Source organism: Empedobacter stercoris (genome assembly GCF_020281205.1).
Taxonomy (GTDB): Bacteria; Bacteroidota; Bacteroidia; order Flavobacteriales; family Weeksellaceae; genus Empedobacter; species Empedobacter stercoris.
Genome location: NZ_JACXZC010000005.1, coordinates 77,615 through 100,978, shown reverse-complemented (window position 1 = coordinate 100,978; position 23,364 = coordinate 77,615). Strand labels below are relative to the sequence as shown.

The following is a 23,364-nucleotide window of genomic DNA, read 5'->3' as shown; positions in this document are numbered from 1 at the left end:
TCCATGAAAATAGCAGAAATATCAATTAAACGTCCCTCAATGATTATCGTGTTATTCACGATTTTGACCTTGGGAGGATTGTTTAGTTACACACAGATGGGATACGAATTAATCCCAAAATTTGAAACGAATGTCGTAACAATTTCAACAATTTATCCTGGAGCTTCTCCAAACGAAGTTGAAAACTCTGTTACCAAAAAGATAGAGGATGCTGTTGCAGCCTTAGAAAATGTAAAAAAAGTAGAATCGAAATCCTACGAAAGTTTATCAGTTGTAATGGTAACGTTGAATTCTGACGCGAATGCAGATTTAGCATTGAATGATGCGCAACGTAAGATTAATGCAATCGAAAAAGATTTACCAGACGATGTTGATCCACCTTCTTTGACGAAATTCTCGTTAAGTGATTTACCGATTATTACAGCCGGTGTGACATCTGATAAGTTGACAGAAAAAGATTTGTACGATTTATTAGATAAAAAAATAGAACCAGTTTTGTCTCGTGTGACAGGTGTCGCACAAATAAATTTGATTGGTGGTCAAGAACGTGAAATTCAAGTCAGTTTAGATCCTTTGAAATTGAAAGGTTATGGTTTATCTGTACCTCAAATTCAACAAGCAATTTTGACATCTAATTTAGATTTTCCAACAGGAAGTGTAAAAACACGCGAAAACTCAACGATTATCCGTCTTTCTGGTAAATATAAATCGGTAGAAGAATTAAATAATTTAGTTATTTCTTCGAATAATGGAATTCAAGTTCGTTTATCAGAAGTTGCTTTTGTACAAGATTCTCAAAAAGAAGTTGAGAAAATAGCACGCGTTAATCAAAGTTCAGCGATTATTGTACAGGTTGTAAAACAGTCTGACGCAAATGCAGTTGCGGTTTCTGAATTAATGAAGGAGACGATCCAAAAAGTTGAAACAGATTATAAGAAAGAAGGATTGAAAATTCAGATTGTAAATGATACTTCTGACTTTACATTAGCAGCTGCAAATCATGTTATTTTCGATTTGCTTTTAGCAGTTGTTTTGGTTGCAGTTGTAATGCTTTTGTTTTTACATAGTATTCGAAATGCCTTTATTGTAATGGTTTCTATTCCAGCTTCGTTAATTGCAACGTTTATCGGAATGTACTTGATGGGATATACGCTAAACTTGATGTCTTTACTTGGTTTATCTCTTGTTGTAGGGATTTTGGTGGATGATGCCATTGTTGTTTTAGAGAATATTTACCGTCACATGGAAATGGGAAAATCGAAGATTAGAGCATCTTATGATGGTTCAAAAGAAATCGGATTTACAGTAACAGCCATTACATTGGTCATTGTAGTTGTATTCTTACCAATTGCGATGAGTACAGGTTTGGTAGCGAATATTATTGCACAATTTTGTGTAACAGTTGTTATAGCAACCTTATTATCCTTGTTATCGTCATTTACAATTGTCCCTTGGTTGTCTTCTCGTTTCGGAAAATTAGAGCATATTACAGGAAAAAATATTTTCGAAAAATTTATTCTTTGGTTCGAAAAACAGTTAACAAAATTTACACACTTCATTTCAGATATGTTAGAGTGGTGTCTTAAAACGACTACTCGACGTATTGGAGTTTTTGTTGGAGTTTTTGTTGTTTTGTTTGCAGTTGTTGGCGTTTTAATTGGAGGAAAATATGTTGGGAATGAGTTTTTTCCTAAAACGGATAAAGGAGAATTCTTGGTTCAAATGGAATTACCTAAAGATGCAACAATCGAAGAATCAAATTTTGTTACGCAAAAAGCAGAGAAATTTTTACGCAATAAAAAAGAAGTAGTCGATATGATTACAACTGTTGGTCAAAGTTCTGAAGGGTTCGGAGCAGCACAAGCAACAGCTTACAAAGCGGAAATTGATGTTATTTTGAATGATAAATCAGAACGTGAAGACAATTCGTTTATTTATGCTGCAAAAATAAAGCGTGAATTAGAAAAAGAATTGGTTGGAGTAAAAGTAAAAACCGTTCCAGTAGGTATTGTTAGTGCAGAAGAAGCGCCTATTGCTTTGGTGGTCACAGGATCTAATGTAGAAAGTGCAATGATATTTGCCGAATTAGCCAAACAAGAATTAGAACAAATCAAAGGTTCTTCGGAAGTGAAATTAACAACTGAAACTGGAAATCCTGAAATTAATGTCCAAGTTGACCGCGATAAAATGGCTCTATTAGGATTGAATTTGCAAACGGTTGGATTAACCATGCAAACGGCTTTTTCTGGAAATACCGATGGTAAATTTAGAGCAGGTGAATACGAATATGACATTAATATTCAATACAATGATTTCAATCGTTCGAATATTGATGATGTTCGTAGTTTGATTTTTGTGAATGATAAAGGTCAACAAATTCGTTTGGATCAATTTGCAACAGTGACGCAAAGTTCTGGACCAAGTTTCTTAGAACGTCGTGATAAAACACCTTCTGTTACAGTTCAATCTCAGGCTGTTGGTCGTACTTCAGGCGATATTATAAATGAATTTACAGAAAAATTAAACAAAATAGATAACAAACGACCTACAGGAGTTTCATATGTTTGGGGTGGAGACAAAGAAATGCAAGACGAAGGTTTTGGTACATTAGGTTACGCATTATTGGCTGCAATTATTTTAGTTTATTTGGTCATGGTAGCCTTGTACGAATCATTTGTTTATCCATTCGTAGTATTATTCTCTATTCCATTATCATTAATCGGAGTTTTCTTGATTTTAGCTTTAACGAATAATTCGTTGAATATTTTTACGATTCTCGGAATGATTATGTTAATCGGTTTAGTGTGTAAGAATGCTATTTTATTGGTCGATTTTACAAACCATAGGAAAGAAGCAGGAGAAACAACTCATGATGCATTGGTACAAGCCAATCATGCGCGTCTTCGTCCAATTTTAATGACAACCATTGCCATGGTGTTTGGTATGATTCCAATCGCTTTAGCAGAAGGGGCAGGAGCAGAGATGAATAACGGATTAGCATGGGTAATTATTGGTGGATTAGTTTCGTCATTATTCCTTACATTAATCATTGTACCAGTAGTTTACTCCTTATTTGATAGTGCAATAAGACGATTCTCAAAAGGAGAAAAAATTGATTATGAAGCAGAAATGGTTGCTGATTATCAATCACGCCAAATAAAAGAAGAATGGGAAGAATAATCATTCAATTCGATATTTAATAATTGAAGTCGCTCTATTTTGGAGCGACTTTTTTTATTTTAACTATAATTAGTGAGTTTTCTAAAATTTAAAAACTTTATTTTTGATTCAATTATTAATTTTGAGAATTTTATAAATGAAAAAGATATTTCTTTTGACAGCTCTTTTTGCAGTGTCAACTCTTTTTGCTCAACAAGTTACCAATACATTAGAAGGTGTTTTTACAACAAAGTCAAAGGATGAATTATACAATCCATTAAAATTTGATGGAAAAGGAAAAGTAACAATCACTGAATTTGACGAAGAAGGGTACGAGTTTTTTGAGCGCAACGATTCAGTAGTGATTTTTGTAGAGAAAACAGTTTTTATCTTCAAAAAAGAAAAGAATCAATTAAAAGGAATTTCAGATTGGGTTGATAAAAAAGTATACAAATCTAATCTAAAATCTTTCGAAAATAAACCGCAAACAGAGGCTAAATTAGCACAACGAGCAGGTTGGATGGCTCAAAATTATGACATTAATTTTAAAAATAATGCAAGTTATTTGTTTGATTTTGATGAAGAAGGTTTGAATCGAAAGTTAAAAGAAAACGAAAAAGCAAATGCTAAACTTTGTAAAGATGGTTTTGACGAAAGTTGTAAAATAGTATTTGCGTATAAATTTGCTGAACAATCAGGTGGTATTTTTGAGACTTTATCAGCTACAGAAGAGTTGAAATTGGAATCCAATAAAGAGTTAGAGCAATTGGCACAACGCGTACTTGATTTAGGAAACCCAGATGGATACGGATTGTTTTATAACTATTATTATTTTACGGGCGAGAAAGAAAAAGCTGAAGAATTTCTTCAAAAAGGATTGGATTTAGGTTCAAAGTATTGCACGGAGATTTCATTAAATTTAGCTTTAAGTGAATTAGAAAATAATATGAATGAAGAAGTAGAAGAAGCAGTTGAATAACTGCTTTTTTTGTTAAATGATTAGTTATTTAGTATATATTTGGAAGTAATTAAAAACAACTAATTGTATAAGATAAAATTGCTTATAAAAAAAATTTTTATCCTTTTTATTTATCTCTACATCTATTTGTAGCTTTTCTCAACTAAACGTATATACAGTTGATGTAACTGCAAATGATATTGTTTACGACAAAGTATCAAATAAAATCTATGCAAGTATTTCCAGCGCAAACGGATCAAATGGCAATAGTATTGGAATTGTGAATTTAGAAACTTTTCAATTAGAAAAAACTGTTTTCATGGGAAGTGAACCTACTGTTTTGGCTATTTCTGATGATGGTAAATATATTTACGCAGGTTTTGATGGAGCTTCTATCGTTAGAAGATTTGATGTTCCAAATCAAAAAGCAGATTTGCAATTTAGTTTAGGAGCAGATTCTTTTCTGGGGTCATTTTATGTAGAGGATATAGAAGTTATGCCAGGTAAAGCCAATACTATAGCGGTTTCTCGACGTTATAAATCCGTAACACCAAGACATGGAGGAGTAGCAATTTACGATGATAATGTAATGAGACCTACAACAACTCCAGGTCATTCAGGAAGTAACGTTATCGAGTTTACGAGTGCAAATTCTTTAATCGGTTATAACAACGAATCGACAGAATACGGGATAAGAAGACTATCTGTTAATAACGGAGGTGTTTCAAATGTAAGTCTTTCGGGAAGTGTTTTATCAGGATTTAACTTAAATTTTAGCTATTTTAACAACAAAATGTATTCGTACGACGGAAAAGTTGTAGATGTAACAACTCAACCATTTGTTATAGGTCAATTTCCTAATGTAACTGGACCTGTTGTTTACGATGAAAATACAGATCAAGCATGTTTTGCAAGTTACGATTGGAATGGTAATATCTCTTTCAAACGATTCAATGCCGAAACATTTTTATTGGCTGATAATTTACCAATTTCTCAAGCTTTTGGTTACACAGGATCTATAATTAACTGTGGAAAAGGATGCTATGCATTTAACACTTCAGACAATAAAATTGTCATTATCAAAGATGCAAAATTATCTACATCAGAGAATTATATTAATAATTCATCAGTAGAAATTTACCCAAATCCAACGACAGATTTTGTTTACATTAAATCGGATAATATTTTATCGAAAGTAGAAATTTATGATATCAGTGGAAAATTAATCCATCAATCTTCGATAACAACTAAAATCGATATTAGAAATTTCTCAAAAGGAAATTATATTTTAAAATTAATCGACAATAAAGGAAATGTTACTACAAAACAAATTCTAAAAAAATAAGTTGATTTAGTGTCAACTTATTTTAGTTCTGGACAAAATAAATAAAAAAAAAATGAAATTAAAGCCACTATTATTAATCGTTTTATTTTGTATTGCTAATTCTATATATGCACAAAATTATCAACTTGATTATCAGTTTAATAATTATGTTTCAATATTGAATAGAACAAATACATATAACACAACATTAGTATATGATGTTCTTAATAAGGTAAGTTTATATACGGTAATTAAACTAAAAGAAAAAGCAAAAAGTGAAAAAAATAGTACTTCAGTAGTTATAGAAGAAAAGGTGATTGATAATGAATTAATTTATAGTAATTTCAAAAAATCAGAAATGGTCATTCAAGAACAGATTGATATTGAAATGATGAATTTTACAGAAAAAATTCCAACTATTAAATGGGAATTATCAAATGAAACAAAAGTAGAAAATGATTATAATCTTAAAAAAGCGACTGCTACTTTCAGAGGGCGAAACTATACAGTTTGGTACACATTAGATATTCCTGTAAATGTTGGACCATGGAAATTGCATGGGCTTCCTGGCGCAATAGTAAGTGTTAATGAAGACAGCGGGAGATATTCTTGGCAATTAAAGGAAGTGAAAAAGATAGAAGTAAGTACAATAAAAAATCCTTTAGAAAATAAAACGTATGCTGTAAAAAGCATCAAAGAATATCCACAATTAAAATTTGAAACGCCAGAAAGAGTTAAAGAAAAATTAAGAAAAATAGACAGTAATTTTATATTCCCAAAAGGAGAAAGAATAGATATAGAATTATTATTTGAATGGGAAAATAATTTATAATTCAATTAACTATTCAAAGCCACAGAAATTAGAAAAAATAAGAATCTATATGAAAAATATACTTTCATTTGTAATGTTATTGTGTTTTGTAAATACATTTTGTCAAGAAAAATTACAAATAGAATACGAATTTCGAAATGAATTTGATATTGAAAATGCAAAAGATGCTGTTGTCAAAGAACGATTAAAAAACAGTAACGAAAATAGATTGTATTTTGAGTTATTAAGCTCTGATAAAGAATCACTTTTCCAAAGAATAGATAGAATTGATAACTCTCAGGGTAGATCAGGAGTGTCAATTTCCTTTATAAGTGGACCAGGAGGAATTTATTATAAAAATTTAGTTGAAAAATCAACTCTTTCTCAAGTTAACTATAACGGAAAAAAAATGTTAATAATAGATTCTATAACAACCAAAAATTGGATATTAGGAAAAGATAAAGATAAAATTTTAGGGTTCGATGTTAAAAAAGCAACTTTACAAGTTTCAGAAAATTCATTTGTTGAAGCTTGGTATGCACCAAAACTAAACTATAGAAACGGACCTTCTAATTATGAAGGATTACCAGGAATTATTCTAAAATTAATTTTGACGAATAAAGAGGAAAACTCTGTAAACAAACAAATTTATTTAGCAACAAAGGTTGAATTAAATGAAAGATTGAAAATAGAAAAACCTACGAATGGGAAATCGATAACTCAAGTAGAATTTGATGAAATGATGAAAGAGGAGGAGAGAAAATTTAATGAATTATTTAAACAATAATTAAAAAACAAAAAAGGATTTCATTCGAAATCCTTTTTTTATATAAAGTGTGTAATATCTTATTTATCGATAGAACCCATCACACGTTGCATGAAAGTATTGGCAGCAGTACGCTCGTCCATTCCTTCTTCTTCCATCATTTGTTTCATTTCCATTGCTCCACAAATGTTAGAAATCATTTCACCGATTACTTCTTGCTCTGGCTCTTTAACCGCTGGAGAATCAGCATAAACTTCTAAAACTTCTAAAGCCGTTTCCATTGCTTCAATCGAAACGTTTTTTGCTAAATTTTTAAATACCGGCAGCTTCATTGATCAATTCTTTTACAGCATCAATTTTAGATGCAGTTACTTGTCCTACATTAACTCCTCCTTTGAAAACAGCGAAAGTTGGTAAATTTGGAACTTCAGCCAATTTTCTTGATTCTACTAATTTCTCAGCATCAACATATAAAAATTCTGCTTGACCTTCGTATTCAGCAGCTAATTTTTTGAATTTTGGTTTTACCAAACGGCAGTTTCCGCACCATCCAGCACCATATTGTACAATTACGATATTGTTATCAGCAACTACTTGTGCTAAGTTATCTTGTTCTAATTCTGCAAACATTTTTTTAATTTTTAAAGTGTTAAAAATTGGATATAAAAAAGGCTGTCTAAGGTATTAACTTAGTGATTTTACATTGAAAATAAATCAGTTAAAAATCTTCTGTCAAAATTTAGACAGCCTCTCCGTGAATTTTGGAATTCTAAGATTCCAAGTTATTTTTTAGTGAGAAGCTAAGTAAGAAGCTACACCATCTTTAGTAGCGTTCATAGCATCTTTTCCTTCTTCCCAGTTTGCTGGACAAACTTCACCGTATTTCTCAACGTGTAAAATAGCGTCTAATAAACGTACATACTCATCGATGTTACGACCTAATGGTAAATCGTTGATTGTTTCGTGACGAACAACTCCATTTTTGTCGATGATGAAAGTACCACGGTAAGCAACTGGAGCTCCTTCAAATTTTAATGAATCGTTTTCTTCGTTGTACACATACTCACCTGCTAATACACCATAGTCCATAGCAATAGTTTTAGCTAAATCTGCAACGATTGGGTAAGTAACACCTTCGATACCTCCGTTATCTTTAGCAGTGTTTAACCATGCTAAGTGAGTTTCTTCTGAATCACAAGAAGCAGCGATTACAACAGCATCTCTTTTTTCGAATTCAGCTAATTTAGCTTGGAAAGCGTGTAATTCTGTTGGACAAACAAATGTGAAGTCTTTTGGGTAGAAAAATAAAACGATATTTTTCTCTCCGATTGGCATTGAAAAGTTTTCTACGATTTCGTCTCCATCAATTACTGCTGGCGCTGTAAATAAAGGCGCTTTTTTTCCTACTAATGACATAATTTTAGTTTTTATATTTTGTTTAATAATTCTTAATTTGATAAAACTACTTAAAGTTTTTATCTCTTTTACTGATGCAAATTTAGGCCGATAATCTCAATAGTCAATAGATTTTTAATTTCAATTATAGATTAAACTATAAATTATATTTATGATATATGATTAATAAAAATCATTAAATCAAATTCTACTAAACTCCTAATGAAATCAAGCGTTCATCTTATCTTTACGCTAATTTACGGAGATTTTTTACCTTAAAGAATGATATTCCTTATGTTGAAGATTATTTAAAATGATTTAAATTTTATTTCTATATTAGTAGAGCTAAAATGATACAAAAATGCTAAAATATTTATTTATTCTTCTGCCAATAATTGGAGTTTCGCAAGATGCCATTCGCGTAGAATACGAAGTAAAACAAGAATTTATCAATACCTCGAATGATACAAAAGCTCTCTCATCTGATATATTTATTAATTCAAATAATAAAAGATACTTTTATGAATTAATTGTCAATAAATCAGTTTCGAATTATAAACGAATAGATCGTATAGATAATACACAAACAAAAGGTATTTCTATTGGTTTGACAGAAGCAGGATCTAACATTTATAAGAATTTTGACACAGATAATTTGTATGAACAAACTAAAATAGATCCTAAAATACTTGTGAAAGATTCCATCCAAACTTTCCCTTGGATATTGAGTAAAGAAGAGTCTAAAATATTAGGCTATAACGTAAGAAAAGCAACCTATACAAATCCAACGCAAATAGTAGAAGCGTGGTACGCGCCAGATTTACCTTTTCGCGATGGACCTTCTCGTTTTAACGGATTATCTGGATTAATATTAAAAATTAAATTTAAAGCAAATTTCCCTTTGGTTGATGCAGATACATATATAACGATTTCAGCAATAGACATAAAACCATATACTGGTAAAATAGAGTTACCTAAAAATACTAAAGTGATGGAGAAAGAAGTTTCTCAGGAAAAAGCCAAAAAACTTTATGAAAAACAGAAAGAATTACGTTCGCAAGGTGTAGAAAAAGATTAAAAGAATGAGGACTTCAATTTAGAAGTCCTTATTTATATTGCATAAAACAAACATCAATTATTTCATCTGCAAAATTACAATTACTTATTTCTATCGGAATAGTATTAATCCCTTCTTGAATTGTATATATAGCCGAATGTTTCGAATAAATTTTTGAAGCATTTTTAAATTTAAATTGAAAAATACCTTTCTCATTCATCATTCCTCTATTGTTGATAGTGACGGTATACTTGCAATTATTCAAGGTTTTGTTCCAATCTGTTACATCAACTGTAAAAGAACAAGAATAATGTTTGCTGTCATCTTCTTGCCATAAACAAGACTGAAAACTTAATAATAAAATGAAAAAACTAAATTTTATATACTTCATTGACATTGATTTGAGTTGTAAATAAGCCGTAATTTACAAAAACGGTATCTTTTTTCAATTTATCTATCGTTCCAACACTCGATGAACCATGAATTTTGACACGATCACCAACTTTCAATGCCTCAATTTTTTTCTTCGTTTCAGCTTTTTCTTTCTGTTCAATGACTTGTTTTTGCTGAGAAATTGTTTCTGAATTTTCTTTTAATTCTCGCTTAACTTCTTTCTCTACAATTTTTTCGATTTTCTTTAACTGTTGAACTTCTTTCGTCTTTTTCGAATTTTCCATTTCAATCAACTTCAAGAAATTGGCAATCATTTGTTTTTTATTCTTCGTTTTTAAGTAAGAATCAGCCATATTCGAAATACGTTCACCCAATTTCAAACGTTTTTGTTCACGATCATATAATTGTTGGAAATCATATAATTTTTGCTGAATTTTTTCGTTCGTTAGTTCTAATTTTTCATTATGTTCAATATTCGTTTCGCGTAACTCTTCAACATGATCTTTCGTTTTTTGAATTTCAAATTTTTCTTGTTGAAGTTTTAAAATAGTTTTATCTAAACTTACTTTTTCACTTTCAACTTTTTTCTTCGCACGATTAATCAAACGGTAAGGAATTTTATTTTTCTCTGCTACTTCAAATGTAAACGAACTTCCAGCTTGCCCAATTTCTAAACGATAAAGTGGTTCGAGCGTTTTTTTATCAAACAACATACAAGCATTTATCGCTTCTGGTAAGCTTTCAGCACTCAATTTGATGTTGGTGTAATGCGTTGTAAAAACGCCAAAAGAATTTCGTTCGTAAAACTCTTCAAAGAATACTTCTGCTAATGCACCACCTAATTCAGGGTCAGAGCCCGTACCAAATTCATCAACCAATAATAATGTTTTGTCATCTGCATTTTTCAAAAAATACGACATTTGTTTTAGACGATAACTGTAGGTTGATAAATGATTTTCAATCGACTGATTATCCCCAATATCGGTAAAAATTTGATCAAAAAATCCAAATTGACTTTCTTCTTTTACAGGAACCAAAACTCCACTTTGAATCATCAATTGCAATAAACCAATTGTTTTTAATGTGATGGATTTTCCCCCTGCATTTGGTCCAGAAATAATAATGATTCGGCAATCTTCATTTATTTCTAAACTTTGTGGAATTGTTTTTTGTGTTTTTCTTTTATTGTTTAAATACAAAACCGGATGAAACGCATCCACTAATTTAATGATTCTCTTTTCTGAAATTTCGGGTAAAATACCATTGATTAAATACGCATAATTTGCTTTAGCTTGCGTAAAATCAATGTATTCCAAAAACGTTTGATATTCTTCAAGATGAGGTTTGTATTCCGCAATTTGAGCAGTTAAATCCAATAAAATTTGAATAATCAAATGTTTTTCTTCTTCTTTAAATTCTTCCCATTCGCGACGAGGATTTAGGACACTCTCTGGCTCAATAAATGTAATTGATCCTGTTTTTGATGTTCCTAAAAATTGACCTTTTACACGTTTTCTTAACGCAGATTTTACAGCTAAAACTCGACGATTTCCAATAACAGATTCACGAATATCATCCAAATAATCAGAATGATAACTCATCGACTTGTTAAATAATTCGGTAATACGACCATTTAAATGACGAAGTCTATCACGTACAATTTTTAAAGCTGGACTTGCATCATCTTTTATTTCTCCAAATTTATTGAATACTTGATCAATTAATTTTACGATATTTTTTTCGTAGTTAATCGTCGAAGCTTTCTCGAATAAAACAGGTGTGTACTCATGAAAAAGCGTCAAATATTTCAAGATTTCTTTTACTTGAAGTGTATTGGCCTTGATTTTGAAAAATTCTTCGGCTGGCAAATAATAATTTTCGATTTCTAATCGACTCAGATTTTCATCTAAAATATAATATTCTGAAAAAGGAAAACGATTTCCCGTTTCAAATGTTTTCAAATATTCATTTGTCGTCTGAAGGTCCTGCACCAAAATTTGGTGATCTTCATAAGGTTTTAATTGATGAATAAATTCTTCAACCTTTTCTGTATAAGCAAATTCTGCGATTTCTTTTTGTACCGCATTAAATTCTAAATCCTTTAAAGTTTGTTCTGATATTTGCATTGATACAAATTTACGCATAATTTTGTTTCCGTAATAAAAGTGAAAAATGGATGTGAAGATTGATGCGACTTGGAAAGAAGTATTGAAGGATGAATTTGAGAAAGATTATTTTATAAAATTGATTGATTTTGTTAGAGATGAATACCAAACAAAAACAATTTACCCTCCCGCATCCAAAATATTTTCTGCTTTTGATAATACATCATTTGACAATGTTAAAGTCGTTTTAATTGGGCAAGATCCCTATCATGGGGAAGGACAGGCGAATGGATTGTCTTTTTCTGTTGCAGATGGAATTAAATTACCTCCAAGCTTACGCAATATTTACAAAGAATTAAAGAATGATTTGGACATTGAAATTGCTACTTCAGGTAATTTAGAACCTTGGGCAAAACAAGGTGTTCTTTTATTGAATGCAACATTAACCGTTGAAGCATCAAATCCTGGATCACATCAAAAGAAAGGTTGGGAAAAGTTTACAGATGCTGTGATACAACAGCTTTCAGATAAAAAAGACAACGTAGTGTTTATATTATGGGGAGCCTATGCACAAAAAAAAGGTGCAAAAATAGATCGTTTTAAACATTTTGTGATCGAATCTTCACATCCGTCTCCATTAGGAGCTTACAGAGGATTTTGGGGAAGTAAACCTTTTTCTAAAACCAATTCATTTTTAGAAGCTAAAAATATTCAGCCAATTGATTGGAAAATAAAATAGCCATTTACATCATCATAATTTTTTTTAGATATGCATTAAACATCTGAGGAGAATTGATATTAATATATGTGATTTTATCTGTTATTTTCTCTTTTAAAGGTTTATAGCTTGTTAAAAAAATAGTGATTGTAGGATATTTTTTTTTGATAGTGATGATATAATCTGTTAGCGTATTTATATTATAATTTTCACTGATGTAAATAACGATATGGGTGATGTTTAGATGTTCCAAACATTCTATAATAGATTTTAAACTTTGATTTTCACCTAAATAAATTCCTTTTTCATTGTTTATTTTTAAAAATAAATAAGAATATAACAGTTCTAAATCATGAAATTCATCTTGTGGTAAAAACAACATCCATTTGCGATTATTCGTTTCTGTTTGATTTATTGATTTAATAAGATAAAAAAGATGTTTTCGAATTAAATTATTTGAAAATGAAATCAATGATTCTTGTATTGAATACTTTGTAAGTATTTCTGACATAAGACTCAAAAAAGGAAATACAATGTCGTTACAACAAATCCCAATGCCTAATTTTTTGAAGCAAATGGTTAAGACTGTATCAAAAAACTTCGCATCATACGAAAAACACGAACAAACCATTAGTTTAATTAATGGACGATAATTTTTATTATTTTGAAGATAAGTTTGTATCTCAAATTCACAAATAACTTGTAATTCGGAAATTGTCTTTAAACTCAATTTCTCAATCGTATTTTTTTTATTTGATTCATTAAGAAAAGAGATCAGCATTAATTTCTTTAAATTTTCGTGATCAAATAAAGTATTTTGATTAATTTTTTCTTCCGTAAAAAGCTTATACTTCTTATTCCATAATGTAATCATTTGTTCATTCAATTCAGAAAATTCAGAAAGGTTTTTCAAAGTATAAGTATTCATATAACTCAGTTTAGTGCTTTTAAAGTTAATGATATATTGCAATAAAATCAAAAGAAAATTTATGAACCTGTCAATGTTATTTGTTTATTTTACTTGATATGATAATTTATAGGTATATTTTTAGTTTAAAAATTATAGTATCTTAGCAAGAGTCATTAAAAATCAAAATCACAAATAAATGTCACAAATTACTCAAGAAGAAAAGAAAGAAAAGTTTGTACATCCTATACAAGAGGCTTATCATCCTAAAAACAAAGTGCGTATTGTAACTGCTGCTGCTTTGTTTGATGGGCACGATGCTGCTATTAATATCATGCGTCGTATTATCCAAGCAACGGGTTGCGAGGTTATACATTTAGGTCACGATAAATCTGTTGAAGATGTTGTAAATACAGCCATTCAAGAAGATGCAAATGCAATTGCTATGACATCATATCAGGGTGGTCATAACGAATATTTTAAGTATATGTACGATTTGCTTCAAGAAAGAGGAGCAGGTCATATCCGCATCGTTGGTGGTGGAGGTGGAGTTATCTTACCTTCGGAAATCAAGGAATTGATGGATTACGGAATTACACGTATCTATTCTCCAGATGACGGGCGAGAATTAGGTTTGCAAGGAATGATTAACGATATGGTTGAGAAATCTGATTTCCCTACAGCTGCTTTAGAGTTACCAAACGGAAAAGATGTGTATCAATCGTTACAAGATAAAGACATCACAACGATTGCTCGTTTAATTTCGTTGGCAGAAAATCGCGAAGAGGACTTCTTAAAAGCCTTTGACTATGATAAAGTAGCAGATAAATCTGCACCAGTTTTAGGAATTACTGGAACAGGTGGAGCAGGGAAATCTTCTATGGTTGATGAATTAGTGCGTCGTTTTTTAATTGATTTTCCAGAGAAATCAATTGCGTTGGTTTCAGTTGATCCTTCAAAAAAGAAGACAGGTGGAGCGTTGTTAGGCGATCGTATTCGTATGAATTCAATTAACAACCCTCGTGTGTACATGCGTTCGTTAGCAACTCGTCAATCAAACTTAGCTTTATCTAAGTATGTGGAAGAAGCGATTCAGGTTTTGAAAGCGGCGCAATATGATTTGATTATTTTAGAAACTTCAGGAATTGGTCAATCGGATACCGAAATTTTAGATCATTCGGATGCATCATTGTACATCATGACACCAGAATTTGGTGCTGCAACGCAGTTAGAAAAAATCGACATGCTAGATTTTGCTGACATTGTTGCGATCAATAAATTTGATAAACGTGGTGCTTTAGATGCGTTACGCGATGTGAAAAAACAATACCAACGCAATCATAATCTGTGGGATGTAAATCCTGATGAAATGCCAGTTTTTGGAACAATAGCCTCTCAATTTAACGATCCAGGAACGAATCAATTATACAAATCTATTATTGATAAAGTGGTTGAGAAAACGGGAGCTGATTTGAACTCGACTTTTGAAATTACAAAAGAGATGTCAGAGAAAATTTTTGTGATTCCGCCTGCTCGTACACGTTATTTATCTGAAATTGCGGAAAATAATAGAGGTTACGATGCAAAAGTAGTTTCTCAAAAAGAAGTTGCACAGAAGTTGTACGGTTTTTTCAAAACAATCGAAACGCTTTCTGGTAAAATGCCTACTGTCAATCCGCATGGAATCGAAGTTACTGGGACAGACAACGCTGATTTAGTAAAAGTTCTTTTAGCAGAGTTCGATAAATATAAAATGAACTTAGATCCTTTCAACTGGGAAGTTATTACAACTTGGGATGAAAAGGTAAATAAATATAAAAATCCGGTTTATACGTTTAAAGTTCGCGATAAAGAGATTAAAATTCAGACACATTCTGAATCGCTATCGCACTTACAAATCCCTAAAATTGCGTTGCCAAAGTACGAAGCTTGGGGCGATATTTTACGTTGGGTTTTACAAGAAAACGTACCAGGAGAGTTTCCATTTACATCAGGATTATATCCGTTTAAACGTGAAGGAGAAGATCCAACGCGTATGTTTGCTGGAGAAGGTGGACCAGAGCGTACTAACAGACGTTTTCATTATGTGTCGAAAGGCATGCCAGCGAAGCGTTTATCAACAGCTTTTGACTCGGTGACTTTATACGGAAACGATCCAGGGCATCGTCCTGATATTTACGGGAAGATTGGTAACGCTGGTGTTTCGATTTGTTGTTTAGATGATGCAAAAAAATTGTATTCTGGTTTCGATTTATCACATGCTATGACATCGGTTTCGATGACCATTAACGGTCCTGCACCTATGTTGTTAGGGTTCTTTATGAATGCGGCTATCGATCAAAACTGTGAAAAATACATTAAAGAAAACGGTTTAGAAGCTGAAACGGAAGCGAAAATTAAAGCTATTTATGAAGATAAAGGCTTAGAAAGACCACGTTACAATGGCGATTTACCTGAAGGGAACGATGGATTAGGATTGATGTTGTTAGGTGTAACTGGAGATCAAGTTTTACCTGCAGAGGTGTATGCTGAAATTAAGAAGAATACGTTGGCGCAAGTTCGTGGAACGGTTCAGGCAGATATTTTAAAAGAAGATCAAGCACAAAATACATGTATCTTCAGTACTGAGTTTGCGTTGCGTTTGATGGGAGATGTTCAAGAGTATTTCATCAATCAAAATGTACGTAACTTCTATTCGGTTTCTATTTCGGGTTACCATATTGCAGAGGCAGGAGCGAATCCAATTACACAATTGGCGTTTACGTTGGCAAACGGTTTCACGTATGTGGAATATTATTTATCTCGCGGAATGGATATCAATGCGTTTGGACCAAACTTATCGTTTTTCTTCTCGAATGGTATCGATCCAGAATATTCAGTAATTGGTCGTGTAGCGAGAAGAATTTGGGCTAAGGCATTGAAAAATAAATATGGTGCTAATGAGCGCGCGCAAATGTTGAAATACCATATTCAAACATCTGGTCGTTCGTTACACGCACAAGAAATCGACTTCAACGATATCCGTACAACGTTGCAAGCATTGTATGCAATTTACGACAACTGTAACTCGTTGCATACCAATGCGTACGATGAGGCTATTACAACGCCAACAGAAGAATCGGTACGTAGAGCAATGGCTATTCAGTTGATTATCAACAAAGAATTAGGTTTAGCGAAAAACGAAAATCCAATTCAAGGTTCGTTCATTATCGAAGAGTTAACCGACTTAGTGGAAGAATCGGTTTTACAAGAGTTTGATCGTATTACAGAGCGTGGAGGTGTTTTAGGCGCGATGGAAACGATGTATCAACGTTCTAAAATACAAGAAGAATCGTTGTATTACGAAACGTTGAAACACAACGGAACGTTCCCAATTATTGGTGTAAATACGTTCTTAAGCTCTAAAGGTTCGCCAACAGTGGTTCCGGCAGAGGTTATTCGTGCAACAGAAGAGGAAAAACAATTCCAAATTAAAACGAAAGAACGCTTGCATCAATCGAAAGAAGAACAAGCAAAAGTATGGTTAGAGAAAGTACAACAAATCGCTATTCAGAACGGTAATATATTTGAAGCGTTGATGGATGTGACCAAAGTTTGTTCTCTTGGGCAGATTACAGATGCTTTATTCAAAGTAGGTGGTCAGTACAGAAGAAACATGTAGTTTTTAGTTAAATATCATAAATTTTATAGAATCAAAAGCCCTGTTTTACAGGGCTTTTGATGTTCATGTAAAAACCTGCGCAGGTTTTGGTCAACTCGTGCGCAGGTTTTGGTAAACTTCTGCGCAGGTTTTTGGTAAAAGTAGCGCAGGTTTCAAATCACTATCAGTTTATTCTCCTAAAAGAACCCCCGAAACATTCCAATAACTAAACGCGTTTCCTTCTGGTTTTCCTAGAGGAATCTTAACCTGCAAGCTGTGTTTTCCCGCTTTTAAGTTCCCTAAATCTATAAAAAATGGGTTTGTAACTGTGCCTGGACACCAATTAGAACGGCTGTAATCAGAGGAAGATAACCCATTGTCAAAGTTTCCCGAAGCAGGATTGTAAGCACGATACGACCCACAATCTTGTCGCCAAGGAATGATATTGAACACATTTTGTCCATCAAGAAAAACACTATTTTCCTTTGGTACAAATTCGTCTCCGTTTTCCCAGCCACCATGTCCAGTCGTTGTAAAGCGTAATTTCGCATTGTTATAATCTTCTTTAAGAGTAAATTCAACTGTAAAACCATTCGGATTATCAAACAAAGAAGGGTATTCTTGACCTGCCATTTCCATGATGTTTGTTGTGTTGAAAATAGGTTGCACTTTTTTGTTTGGAAGAGTTGAAGAATTGGAAGGATGAACTGTGATATTGGCTGAAATTGTATGCCCACCTTGATCATAATTTCCGATAAAAAATCCAACTAAAACCTCTTGATTAGACAATAATCGTTGCAATTCTGTTATCTCTTGACGGTACCTTGCTTCTGTTTCCCATGATTGACCTTTCAGTTGTATGTGATTAAATTTATTAATGCCAAAAGGTGTAAAGAATCGCATCAATTCAATAGTTGGTGTATAATTTTCTGTCAAAAAATAACCTTGATACTTCTTGTTGTTTGGCGCAGTGTATACAGGCAATTGATTGATTCCTTTTTGCAAAGCATCCATAAACGTGATTTTAGAATCGCGCGGGATCAAAAAAACCGAACCTGTACGGTCATAAGCATCTCCATTTGATTGTTGTGTAACATTTAAGAAAATTTGACTTCCTTCTTTAATTAATGGAAGTTTTATTTTTCTGACCACAACAGTTCCATTAACAAAGCGATAAATCGAATCGTTTGATAGGAAGTTATTGCTGAAATTTATCTGTTGATTGGTTAAAAGTGGAATGTCTACAAACTTACTTTTCCAGATAATATCTTTATAAGTTAAGATATCGACAGGTTCTTGTAGTAATTCTTTTGCAATATATTGGCTTGGAATAGGTTCTTTTTGACGTTCTATTTTCGATGCTCGAATGGTCATATTATTATTACGTGTAAACTCTAACACAAATCCCAAACTCAGTCCCACTATTGTTGGCGCAGCATTGATGTCCATATTATCGACAAACCAAACATCGATAGTGTTTGAGTTGATAGAGGTTGTTGCTTTCTTACAACGCAAACCTAAAATACGTTTGGTTTCTTTTGTAATTGTAAAAACCGATTTATTTAGAGCAATTGAATCATTAGAGATAATAGAATGAACCGAATCAAATTGTGTCACCAATGAAATAACAGAAGGATTTGTTTTGGTGTAATAAACCATTTCATCAGGATAGTTTGTCGTGTGATGAAAGCTTTCTTGCTTACCAATAATGGTTTCTTTCGTATTAGCTAATACTTGTATTGGATTGCTTTCGATTACTTTTTTACCATTCGAAAATCGTTCATAGGTAATTTTGTAGGTTTCTTGTGCATTCAAAGCAATCGCTTGAATACAAAACATAATAAATAAAATTGATTTCGATTTCATGTGTGATAATTAAAAAAGGTTTACAAACGAATTGTAAACCTATAAAATTATCTATTAGTATGAAAAATATTCTTACACAAATGCATTAATTCCTGTGATATCTGCACCAGTAATCAATAAGTGAACATCGTGCGTACCTTCGTACGTAATAACAGATTCTAAGTTTGCAGCATGTCGCATCATAGGGAAATCACCAACAATTCCCATTGCACCAATGATTTGACGAGACTCTCTTGCAATGTCCAAAGCCATTTTTACATTGTTACGCTTTGCCATAGAAATTTGTTCTGGCGTTGCTTTGTTTTCATTTTTCAATGTACCTAATCGCCAACATAACAACTGAGCTTTTGTAATTTCTGTAATAAATTCGGCTAATTTTTTTTGCTGTAATTGATAAGAAGCAATCGGTTTTCCAAATTGAGTTCTTTGTAATGAATAGTTTAAAGCAGATTCGTAACAATCAATTGCAGCGCCAATTACACCCCAAGAAATTCCGTATCGAGCCGAGTTTAAACATGATAAAGGGCCACGTAAACTATTCACTTCTGGTAAAATATGGCTTTCTTCTATTTTTACATTCTCAAAAACTAACTCTCCTGTTTTAGAAGCTCTTAATGACCATTTGTTTAATGTTTCTGGTGTTGTAAAACCTGGCATTCCGCGTTCTACAATTACACCTCTTATTTCTCCTTCTTCATCTCTTGCCCAAACAACAGCAATATCACAAATTGGCGAATTTGTAATCCACATTTTTGCTCCATTTAACACATAATGATCACCATTTTTTGTTAGACGAGTTTCCATTCCGCCTGGATTAGAGCCGTGATTAGGTTCTGTTAATCCAAAACTTCCGATGAATTCTCCAGAAGCTAATTTTGGTAAATACTTGCGTTTTTGTTCTTCAGAACCAAATGCATAAATAGGATACATGACCAAAGAAGATTGCACAGATGCAGCAGATCGTACAGCGGAATCGCCACGTTCTAATTCTTGCATGATTAATCCATAGGACATTTGATCTAAACCAGCGCCTCCATATTCTTCTGGTATGTATGGACCTAATGCACCAATTGCACCTAATTTTTTCATTAAATCAGGGATATCCTTATGATGTTGTGCAGCATCATCTATAACAGGTTTTATTTCGTTGTCCACAAAATCTCGAACAGATTGACGAATTAATTTATGTTCTTCAGTTAACAAATCATCAATCTTAAAATAATCTGTAGTTAAATTCATTTTATGCAGTTTTATTTTATTAAATCTAAAGATTATTCAGTAAATTAAAAATTATTCTGAATAAAATTTATTAAAAATTTTAATTTATGAAACTTTTGACTAATTTAGGTAAAAGTTAAAACCACAAAATAACACAAAAAAATGATAGAAAACGAATTAAAAGAATTGAGTATTTCTTCCGAAAATCTCGGAACATCGACAGGAAGTACTTGGTTTGGAAAAGGTGAAGAGCTTTCTTCTTACTCCCCAGTAGACGGAAAATTAATAGGAAAAGTAGCATCATCTACAAAAGATGATTACGAAGAAGTTATCACGAAAGCTCAAGCTGCTTTTAAAGAATGGCGAATGATTCCTGCTCCAAAAAGAGGGGAGATAGTTCGTCAGTTTGGGGATAAACTTCGTGAGAAAAAGGCTTCTTTGGGAAAATTGGTTTCGTATGAAATGGGGAAATCATATCAAGAAGGTTTAGGAGAAGTGCAGGAAATGATTGATATCTGTGATTTTGCTGTTGGGTTATCACGTCAATTGTATGGTTCGACTATTCATTCAGAACGACCATTGCATCGTATGTACGATCAATATCATCCACTTGGAATTGTTGGTGTGATTTCAGCTTTTAATTTCCCAGTAGCTGTTTGGGCTTGGAATACATGTTTGGCATTGGTTTGTGGAGACGTTGTCGTTTGGAAACCGAGCGAGAAAACACCTTTGTGTGCAGTTGCATGTCAACATATTTTAGCAGAAGTTTTAAAAAGTAATGATATTTCAGAAGGCGTTTCTTCTTTGGTGATGGGTGATAAATCAATCGGTGAATTGATTGCAGCAGATCGTCGTGTAGCATTGGTTTCTGCAACAGGTTCTACGCGAATGGGAATTGAAGTGAACAAAGTGGTTGCTGCTCGTTTAGGTAAAACAATTTTAGAATTAGGTGGAAACAATGCGATTATTGTTACACCAGATGCTGACCTTAAGATTATGCTGACTTCGGCTGTATTTGGAGCTGTTGGTACGGCAGGACAACGTTGTACAACGACAAGGCGTCTAATTGTTCATGAGTCGATTTATGATAAAGTAAAAGAATCATTAGTAAATGCTTACAAACAAATTAAAATTGGAAATCCTTTGGATACATCGAATCATGTTGGACCATTAATTGATCAACAAGCTGTAGAGATGTATTCGAAAGCAATAGAAAAAATCAACCAAGAAGGTGGGAAAATCATCGTTGAAGGAGGAGTTTTAGAAGGAAATGGTTTTGAGAGCGGTTGTTATGTGAAGCCCGTTATTGCTGAGGTAGAAAATCATTTTAAAATTGTTCAACATGAAACTTTTGCACCGATTTTATACTTAATCAAATATTCGGGAGATGTGTTAAATGCAATCGAAATTCAGAATAATGTGGCACAAGGTTTATCATCTTCGATTATGACAAATAATCTTCGTGAAGCTGAATTGTTTTTAAGTCAAAAAGGTTCTGATTGTGGAATTGCAAATGTTAATATCGGTACGTCTGGTGCCGAAATTGGAGGTGCTTTCGGTGGTGAGAAGGAAACAGGTGGTGGCCGCGAGTCTGGATCAGATGCTTGGAAAGCATATATGCGACGACAAACGAATACCATTAATTATTCCACAGAAGTGCCGTTAGCGCAAGGAATTAAGTTTGACTTTTAAATTTAAAAAAAAATGAGTACAGTACACGAAAGATTAGCAAAACATATATTAGCAGACGGATATCCAATTGTAATGGACATGGACAAATCGCATGGTTCTTATGTGGTGGATGAAAATGGAGTAGAATATTTGGATTTATTTTCGATGTTTGCTTCGACTGCAATTGGATATAATCACCCGCATTTAATGGCTAAAATTGATTTTTTAGGACGAAATGCAATCAACAAACCTGCAATGTCAGATATTTATACAAAAGATTATGCCGATTTAATTGATACGTTTGAGCGTGTTGCAATGCCGAAAGAATTACAGTATCTATTCTTTATTTCGGGAGGAACTTTGGCAGTTGAAAATGCATTAAAAACTGCTTTTGATTGGAAAACAAGACTTAACTTTTCGAAAGGAATAGAGAAGGAGGCAGGTGAAGTAATTCATTTCAAGCAAGCTTTTCATGGGCGTTCAGGTTATACTTTATCCTTAACAAATACCAAAGATCCTCGTAAATATGAGTACTTTCCGAAGTTTGATTGGCCAAGAATTGAGAATCCAAAACGTATTTACCCAGTTACAGAAGATAATCTTGGTAAAGTTGTTGAGTCAGAAAATAGAGCGATAGCGCAGATAGAAACAGCTTTGGAACAACGCAAAAATAAAATTGCGTGTATTATCATAGAACCTATTCAAGGTGAAGGAGGAGATAATTATTTCAGAAAAGAATTCTTTCAAAAATTAAGAGCAATCTGTGATAGAGAAGAGATTTTATTGATTTTTGACGAAGTCCAAACAGGGATGGGAATGACAGGTAAAATGTGGGCTTTTCAGCATTATGATGTAGTTCCAGATGTTATCTCGTTTGGTAAGAAAACACAAGTTTGTGGAATATTAGCCAACAAAGAAAAGTTGGATCAAATTCCAAATAATGTTTTTAAAGAATCAAGTCGTATCAATTCAACTTTTGGAGGGAATTACATTGATATGTTGCGTTTTAAGTTAATTTTAGAAGTGATAGAACAAGAAAAATTAGTAGAAAATGCAGCAGAAAAAGGAAAATATATTTTATCGAAGTTGAATGAGATTGCAAAAGAAACGAAGAAAATCCATTCGGTTCGAGGATTAGGATTATTTATCGCATTTGATTTTAATTCGGACTTAGATCGTTCAGCGTTTATTAAAACATGTTTCGAAAATCATCTGATTATTCTCCCTTGTGGAGAAAACTCGGTGCGAATGCGTCCACATCTCAATATTTCTGAAGAAGACACCAATAAAGCAATAGAAATTATTAAATTAGCATTAAAATAAACTACAAAAGCAACCAATTAAAGGTTGCTTTTTTAAATTTGTATGAGATAAAA

At 32.6% G+C, this 23,364-nt stretch carries 18 protein-coding genes; 10 read left to right on the top strand and 8 right to left on the bottom strand.

Features of this window, described 5'->3' with window-relative positions; translation table 11 throughout:
* Nucleotides 1-3: 3 nt before the first annotated feature.
* The 5 genes from IF125_RS04060 (at nucleotide 4) to IF125_RS04040 (ending at nucleotide 7,039) form a co-directional block, all read left to right on the top strand.
* Nucleotides 4-3,180, top strand: coding sequence for an efflux RND transporter permease subunit (locus tag IF125_RS04060; RefSeq protein ID WP_225541608.1), 3,177 nt, complete (start codon nucleotides 4-6; stop codon nucleotides 3,178-3,180).
* A gap of 136 nt (nucleotides 3,181-3,316) precedes the next feature.
* Nucleotides 3,317-4,138, top strand: a complete 822-nt coding sequence (locus IF125_RS04055; RefSeq protein ID WP_225541607.1) for a hypothetical protein — start codon at nucleotides 3,317-3,319, stop codon at nucleotides 4,136-4,138.
* Between the two features lie 298 nt (nucleotides 4,139-4,436).
* Nucleotides 4,437-5,462: a T9SS type A sorting domain-containing protein gene (locus IF125_RS04050; RefSeq protein WP_225541606.1), complete on the top strand. Its 1,026-nt coding sequence runs from the start codon at nucleotides 4,437-4,439 to the stop codon at nucleotides 5,460-5,462.
* 52 nt (nucleotides 5,463-5,514) lie between these two features.
* Entirely contained in the window at nucleotides 5,515-6,273 is a 759-nt protein-coding gene (locus tag IF125_RS04045; protein ID WP_171621657.1) for a GLPGLI family protein, read from the top strand.
* Nucleotides 6,274-6,322: 49 nt separating this feature from the next.
* The gene (locus IF125_RS04040; RefSeq protein ID WP_225541605.1) at nucleotides 6,323-7,039 is read left to right on the top strand and encodes a GLPGLI family protein; all 717 of its coding nucleotides are present in this window, start codon (nucleotides 6,323-6,325) and stop codon (nucleotides 7,037-7,039) included.
* A 59-nt stretch (nucleotides 7,040-7,098) separates the two neighbouring features.
* Here the strand turns inward: IF125_RS04040 and IF125_RS04035 are convergent, their stop codons facing one another.
* The 3 genes from IF125_RS04035 to IF125_RS04025 all read right to left on the bottom strand — a co-directional run bounded on the left by IF125_RS04035 (nucleotide 7,099) and on the right by IF125_RS04025 (nucleotide 8,434).
* The gene (locus IF125_RS04035) at nucleotides 7,099-7,350 is read right to left on the bottom strand and encodes a DUF6952 family protein (protein WP_171621659.1); all 252 of its coding nucleotides are present in this window, start codon (nucleotides 7,348-7,350) and stop codon (nucleotides 7,099-7,101) included.
* Nucleotides 7,331-7,648 carry a thioredoxin family protein gene (locus IF125_RS04030; RefSeq protein ID WP_135836238.1) on the bottom strand — a complete coding sequence of 106 codons (318 nt, stop codon included), beginning with the start codon at nucleotides 7,646-7,648 and terminating at the stop codon, nucleotides 7,331-7,333. The genes IF125_RS04035 and IF125_RS04030 overlap by 20 nt, the downstream gene beginning before the upstream one ends.
* Nucleotides 7,649-7,807: 159 nt before the next feature.
* Complete coding sequence (locus IF125_RS04025; RefSeq protein ID WP_038336698.1) at nucleotides 7,808-8,434, bottom strand: peroxiredoxin; 627 nt, start codon at nucleotides 8,432-8,434, stop codon at nucleotides 7,808-7,810.
* 340 nt (nucleotides 8,435-8,774) lie between these two features.
* On the opposite strand from IF125_RS04025, the gene IF125_RS04020 reads away from it, so the two are divergent.
* A complete protein-coding gene (locus IF125_RS04020; RefSeq protein WP_225541604.1) occupies nucleotides 8,775-9,491 on the top strand; it encodes a GLPGLI family protein in 717 nt (238 codons plus the stop codon).
* A 28-nt stretch (nucleotides 9,492-9,519) separates the two neighbouring features.
* On the opposite strand, the gene IF125_RS04015 is transcribed toward IF125_RS04020, so the two are convergent.
* Together IF125_RS04015 and IF125_RS04010 are read right to left on the bottom strand one after the other, a co-directional pair.
* Nucleotides 9,520-9,861, bottom strand: a complete 342-nt coding sequence (locus IF125_RS04015; protein ID WP_171621661.1) for a hypothetical protein — start codon at nucleotides 9,859-9,861, stop codon at nucleotides 9,520-9,522.
* Nucleotides 9,842-11,989, bottom strand: coding sequence for an endonuclease MutS2 (locus tag IF125_RS04010; protein WP_225541603.1), 2,148 nt, complete (start codon nucleotides 11,987-11,989; stop codon nucleotides 9,842-9,844). Before IF125_RS04010 ends, IF125_RS04015 begins: the two co-directional genes overlap by 20 nt.
* Before the next feature lie 46 nt (nucleotides 11,990-12,035).
* On the opposite strand from IF125_RS04010, the gene IF125_RS04005 reads away from it, so the two are divergent.
* Nucleotides 12,036-12,707, top strand: a complete 672-nt coding sequence (locus tag IF125_RS04005; protein ID WP_225541602.1) for a uracil-DNA glycosylase — start codon at nucleotides 12,036-12,038, stop codon at nucleotides 12,705-12,707.
* 4 nt (nucleotides 12,708-12,711) lie between these two features.
* Here IF125_RS04005 and IF125_RS04000 read toward each other — a convergent pair whose 3' ends face one another.
* Complete coding sequence (locus IF125_RS04000; protein WP_225541601.1) at nucleotides 12,712-13,614, bottom strand: hypothetical protein; 903 nt, start codon at nucleotides 13,612-13,614, stop codon at nucleotides 12,712-12,714.
* Nucleotides 13,615-13,792: 178 nt separating this feature from the next.
* On the opposite strand from IF125_RS04000, the gene IF125_RS03995 reads away from it, so the two are divergent.
* Complete coding sequence (locus IF125_RS03995) at nucleotides 13,793-17,254, top strand: methylmalonyl-CoA mutase family protein (RefSeq protein ID WP_225541600.1); 3,462 nt, start codon at nucleotides 13,793-13,795, stop codon at nucleotides 17,252-17,254.
* 168 nt (nucleotides 17,255-17,422) lie between these two features.
* On the opposite strand, the gene IF125_RS03990 is transcribed toward IF125_RS03995, so the two are convergent.
* Both IF125_RS03990 and IF125_RS03985 read right to left on the bottom strand, forming a co-directional pair.
* The gene (locus IF125_RS03990) at nucleotides 17,423-19,099 is read right to left on the bottom strand and encodes a PNGase F N-terminal domain-containing protein (protein ID WP_225541599.1); all 1,677 of its coding nucleotides are present in this window, start codon (nucleotides 19,097-19,099) and stop codon (nucleotides 17,423-17,425) included.
* A gap of 72 nt (nucleotides 19,100-19,171) precedes the next feature.
* Nucleotides 19,172-20,338, bottom strand: coding sequence for an acyl-CoA dehydrogenase family protein (locus tag IF125_RS03985; RefSeq protein ID WP_225541598.1), 1,167 nt, complete (start codon nucleotides 20,336-20,338; stop codon nucleotides 19,172-19,174).
* A 141-nt stretch (nucleotides 20,339-20,479) separates the two neighbouring features.
* On the opposite strand from IF125_RS03985, the gene amaB reads away from it, so the two are divergent.
* Nucleotides 20,480-22,009: an L-piperidine-6-carboxylate dehydrogenase gene (gene amaB, locus IF125_RS03980; protein ID WP_225541597.1), complete on the top strand. Its 1,530-nt coding sequence runs from the start codon at nucleotides 20,480-20,482 to the stop codon at nucleotides 22,007-22,009.
* 12 nt (nucleotides 22,010-22,021) lie between these two features.
* Entirely contained in the window at nucleotides 22,022-23,311 is a 1,290-nt protein-coding gene (gene lat, locus IF125_RS03975; RefSeq protein WP_225541596.1) for an L-lysine 6-transaminase, read from the top strand.
* The last annotated feature ends 53 nt before the right edge of the window (nucleotides 23,312-23,364 follow it).

What these genes read in the sequence shown, in the direction of transcription:
- IF125_RS04060 (WP_225541608.1), top strand. Translation starts at nt 4, where the DNA reads ATGAAAATAGCAGAAATATCAATTAAACGTCCCTCAATGATTATCGTG.
- IF125_RS04055 (WP_225541607.1), top strand. Translation starts at nt 3,317, where the DNA reads ATGAAAAAGATATTTCTTTTGACAGCTCTTTTTGCAGTGTCAACTCTT.
- IF125_RS04050 (WP_225541606.1), top strand. Translation starts at nt 4,437, where the DNA reads ATGGGAAGTGAACCTACTGTTTTGGCTATTTCTGATGATGGTAAATAT.
- IF125_RS04045 (WP_171621657.1), top strand. Translation starts at nt 5,515, where the DNA reads ATGAAATTAAAGCCACTATTATTAATCGTTTTATTTTGTATTGCTAAT.
- IF125_RS04040 (WP_225541605.1), top strand. Translation starts at nt 6,323, where the DNA reads ATGAAAAATATACTTTCATTTGTAATGTTATTGTGTTTTGTAAATACA.
- IF125_RS04035 (WP_171621659.1), bottom strand. Translation starts at nt 7,350, where the DNA reads ATGAAGCTGCCGGTATTTAAAAATTTAGCAAAAAACGTTTCGATTGAA.
- IF125_RS04030 (WP_135836238.1), bottom strand. Translation starts at nt 7,648, where the DNA reads ATGTTTGCAGAATTAGAACAAGATAACTTAGCACAAGTAGTTGCTGAT.
- IF125_RS04025 (WP_038336698.1), bottom strand. Translation starts at nt 8,434, where the DNA reads ATGTCATTAGTAGGAAAAAAAGCGCCTTTATTTACAGCGCCAGCAGTA.
- IF125_RS04020 (WP_225541604.1), top strand. Translation starts at nt 8,775, where the DNA reads ATGCTAAAATATTTATTTATTCTTCTGCCAATAATTGGAGTTTCGCAA.
- IF125_RS04015 (WP_171621661.1), bottom strand. Translation starts at nt 9,861, where the DNA reads ATGAAGTATATAAAATTTAGTTTTTTCATTTTATTATTAAGTTTTCAG.
- IF125_RS04010 (WP_225541603.1), bottom strand. Translation starts at nt 11,989, where the DNA reads ATGCAAATATCAGAACAAACTTTAAAGGATTTAGAATTTAATGCGGTA.
- IF125_RS04005 (WP_225541602.1), top strand. Translation starts at nt 12,036, where the DNA reads ATGGATGTGAAGATTGATGCGACTTGGAAAGAAGTATTGAAGGATGAA.
- IF125_RS04000 (WP_225541601.1), bottom strand. Translation starts at nt 13,614, where the DNA reads ATGAATACTTATACTTTGAAAAACCTTTCTGAATTTTCTGAATTGAAT.
- IF125_RS03995 (WP_225541600.1), top strand. Translation starts at nt 13,793, where the DNA reads ATGTCACAAATTACTCAAGAAGAAAAGAAAGAAAAGTTTGTACATCCT.
- IF125_RS03990 (WP_225541599.1), bottom strand. Translation starts at nt 19,099, where the DNA reads ATGAAATCGAAATCAATTTTATTTATTATGTTTTGTATTCAAGCGATT.
- IF125_RS03985 (WP_225541598.1), bottom strand. Translation starts at nt 20,338, where the DNA reads ATGAATTTAACTACAGATTATTTTAAGATTGATGATTTGTTAACTGAA.
- amaB (WP_225541597.1), top strand. Translation starts at nt 20,480, where the DNA reads ATGATAGAAAACGAATTAAAAGAATTGAGTATTTCTTCCGAAAATCTC.
- lat (WP_225541596.1), top strand. Translation starts at nt 22,022, where the DNA reads ATGAGTACAGTACACGAAAGATTAGCAAAACATATATTAGCAGACGGA.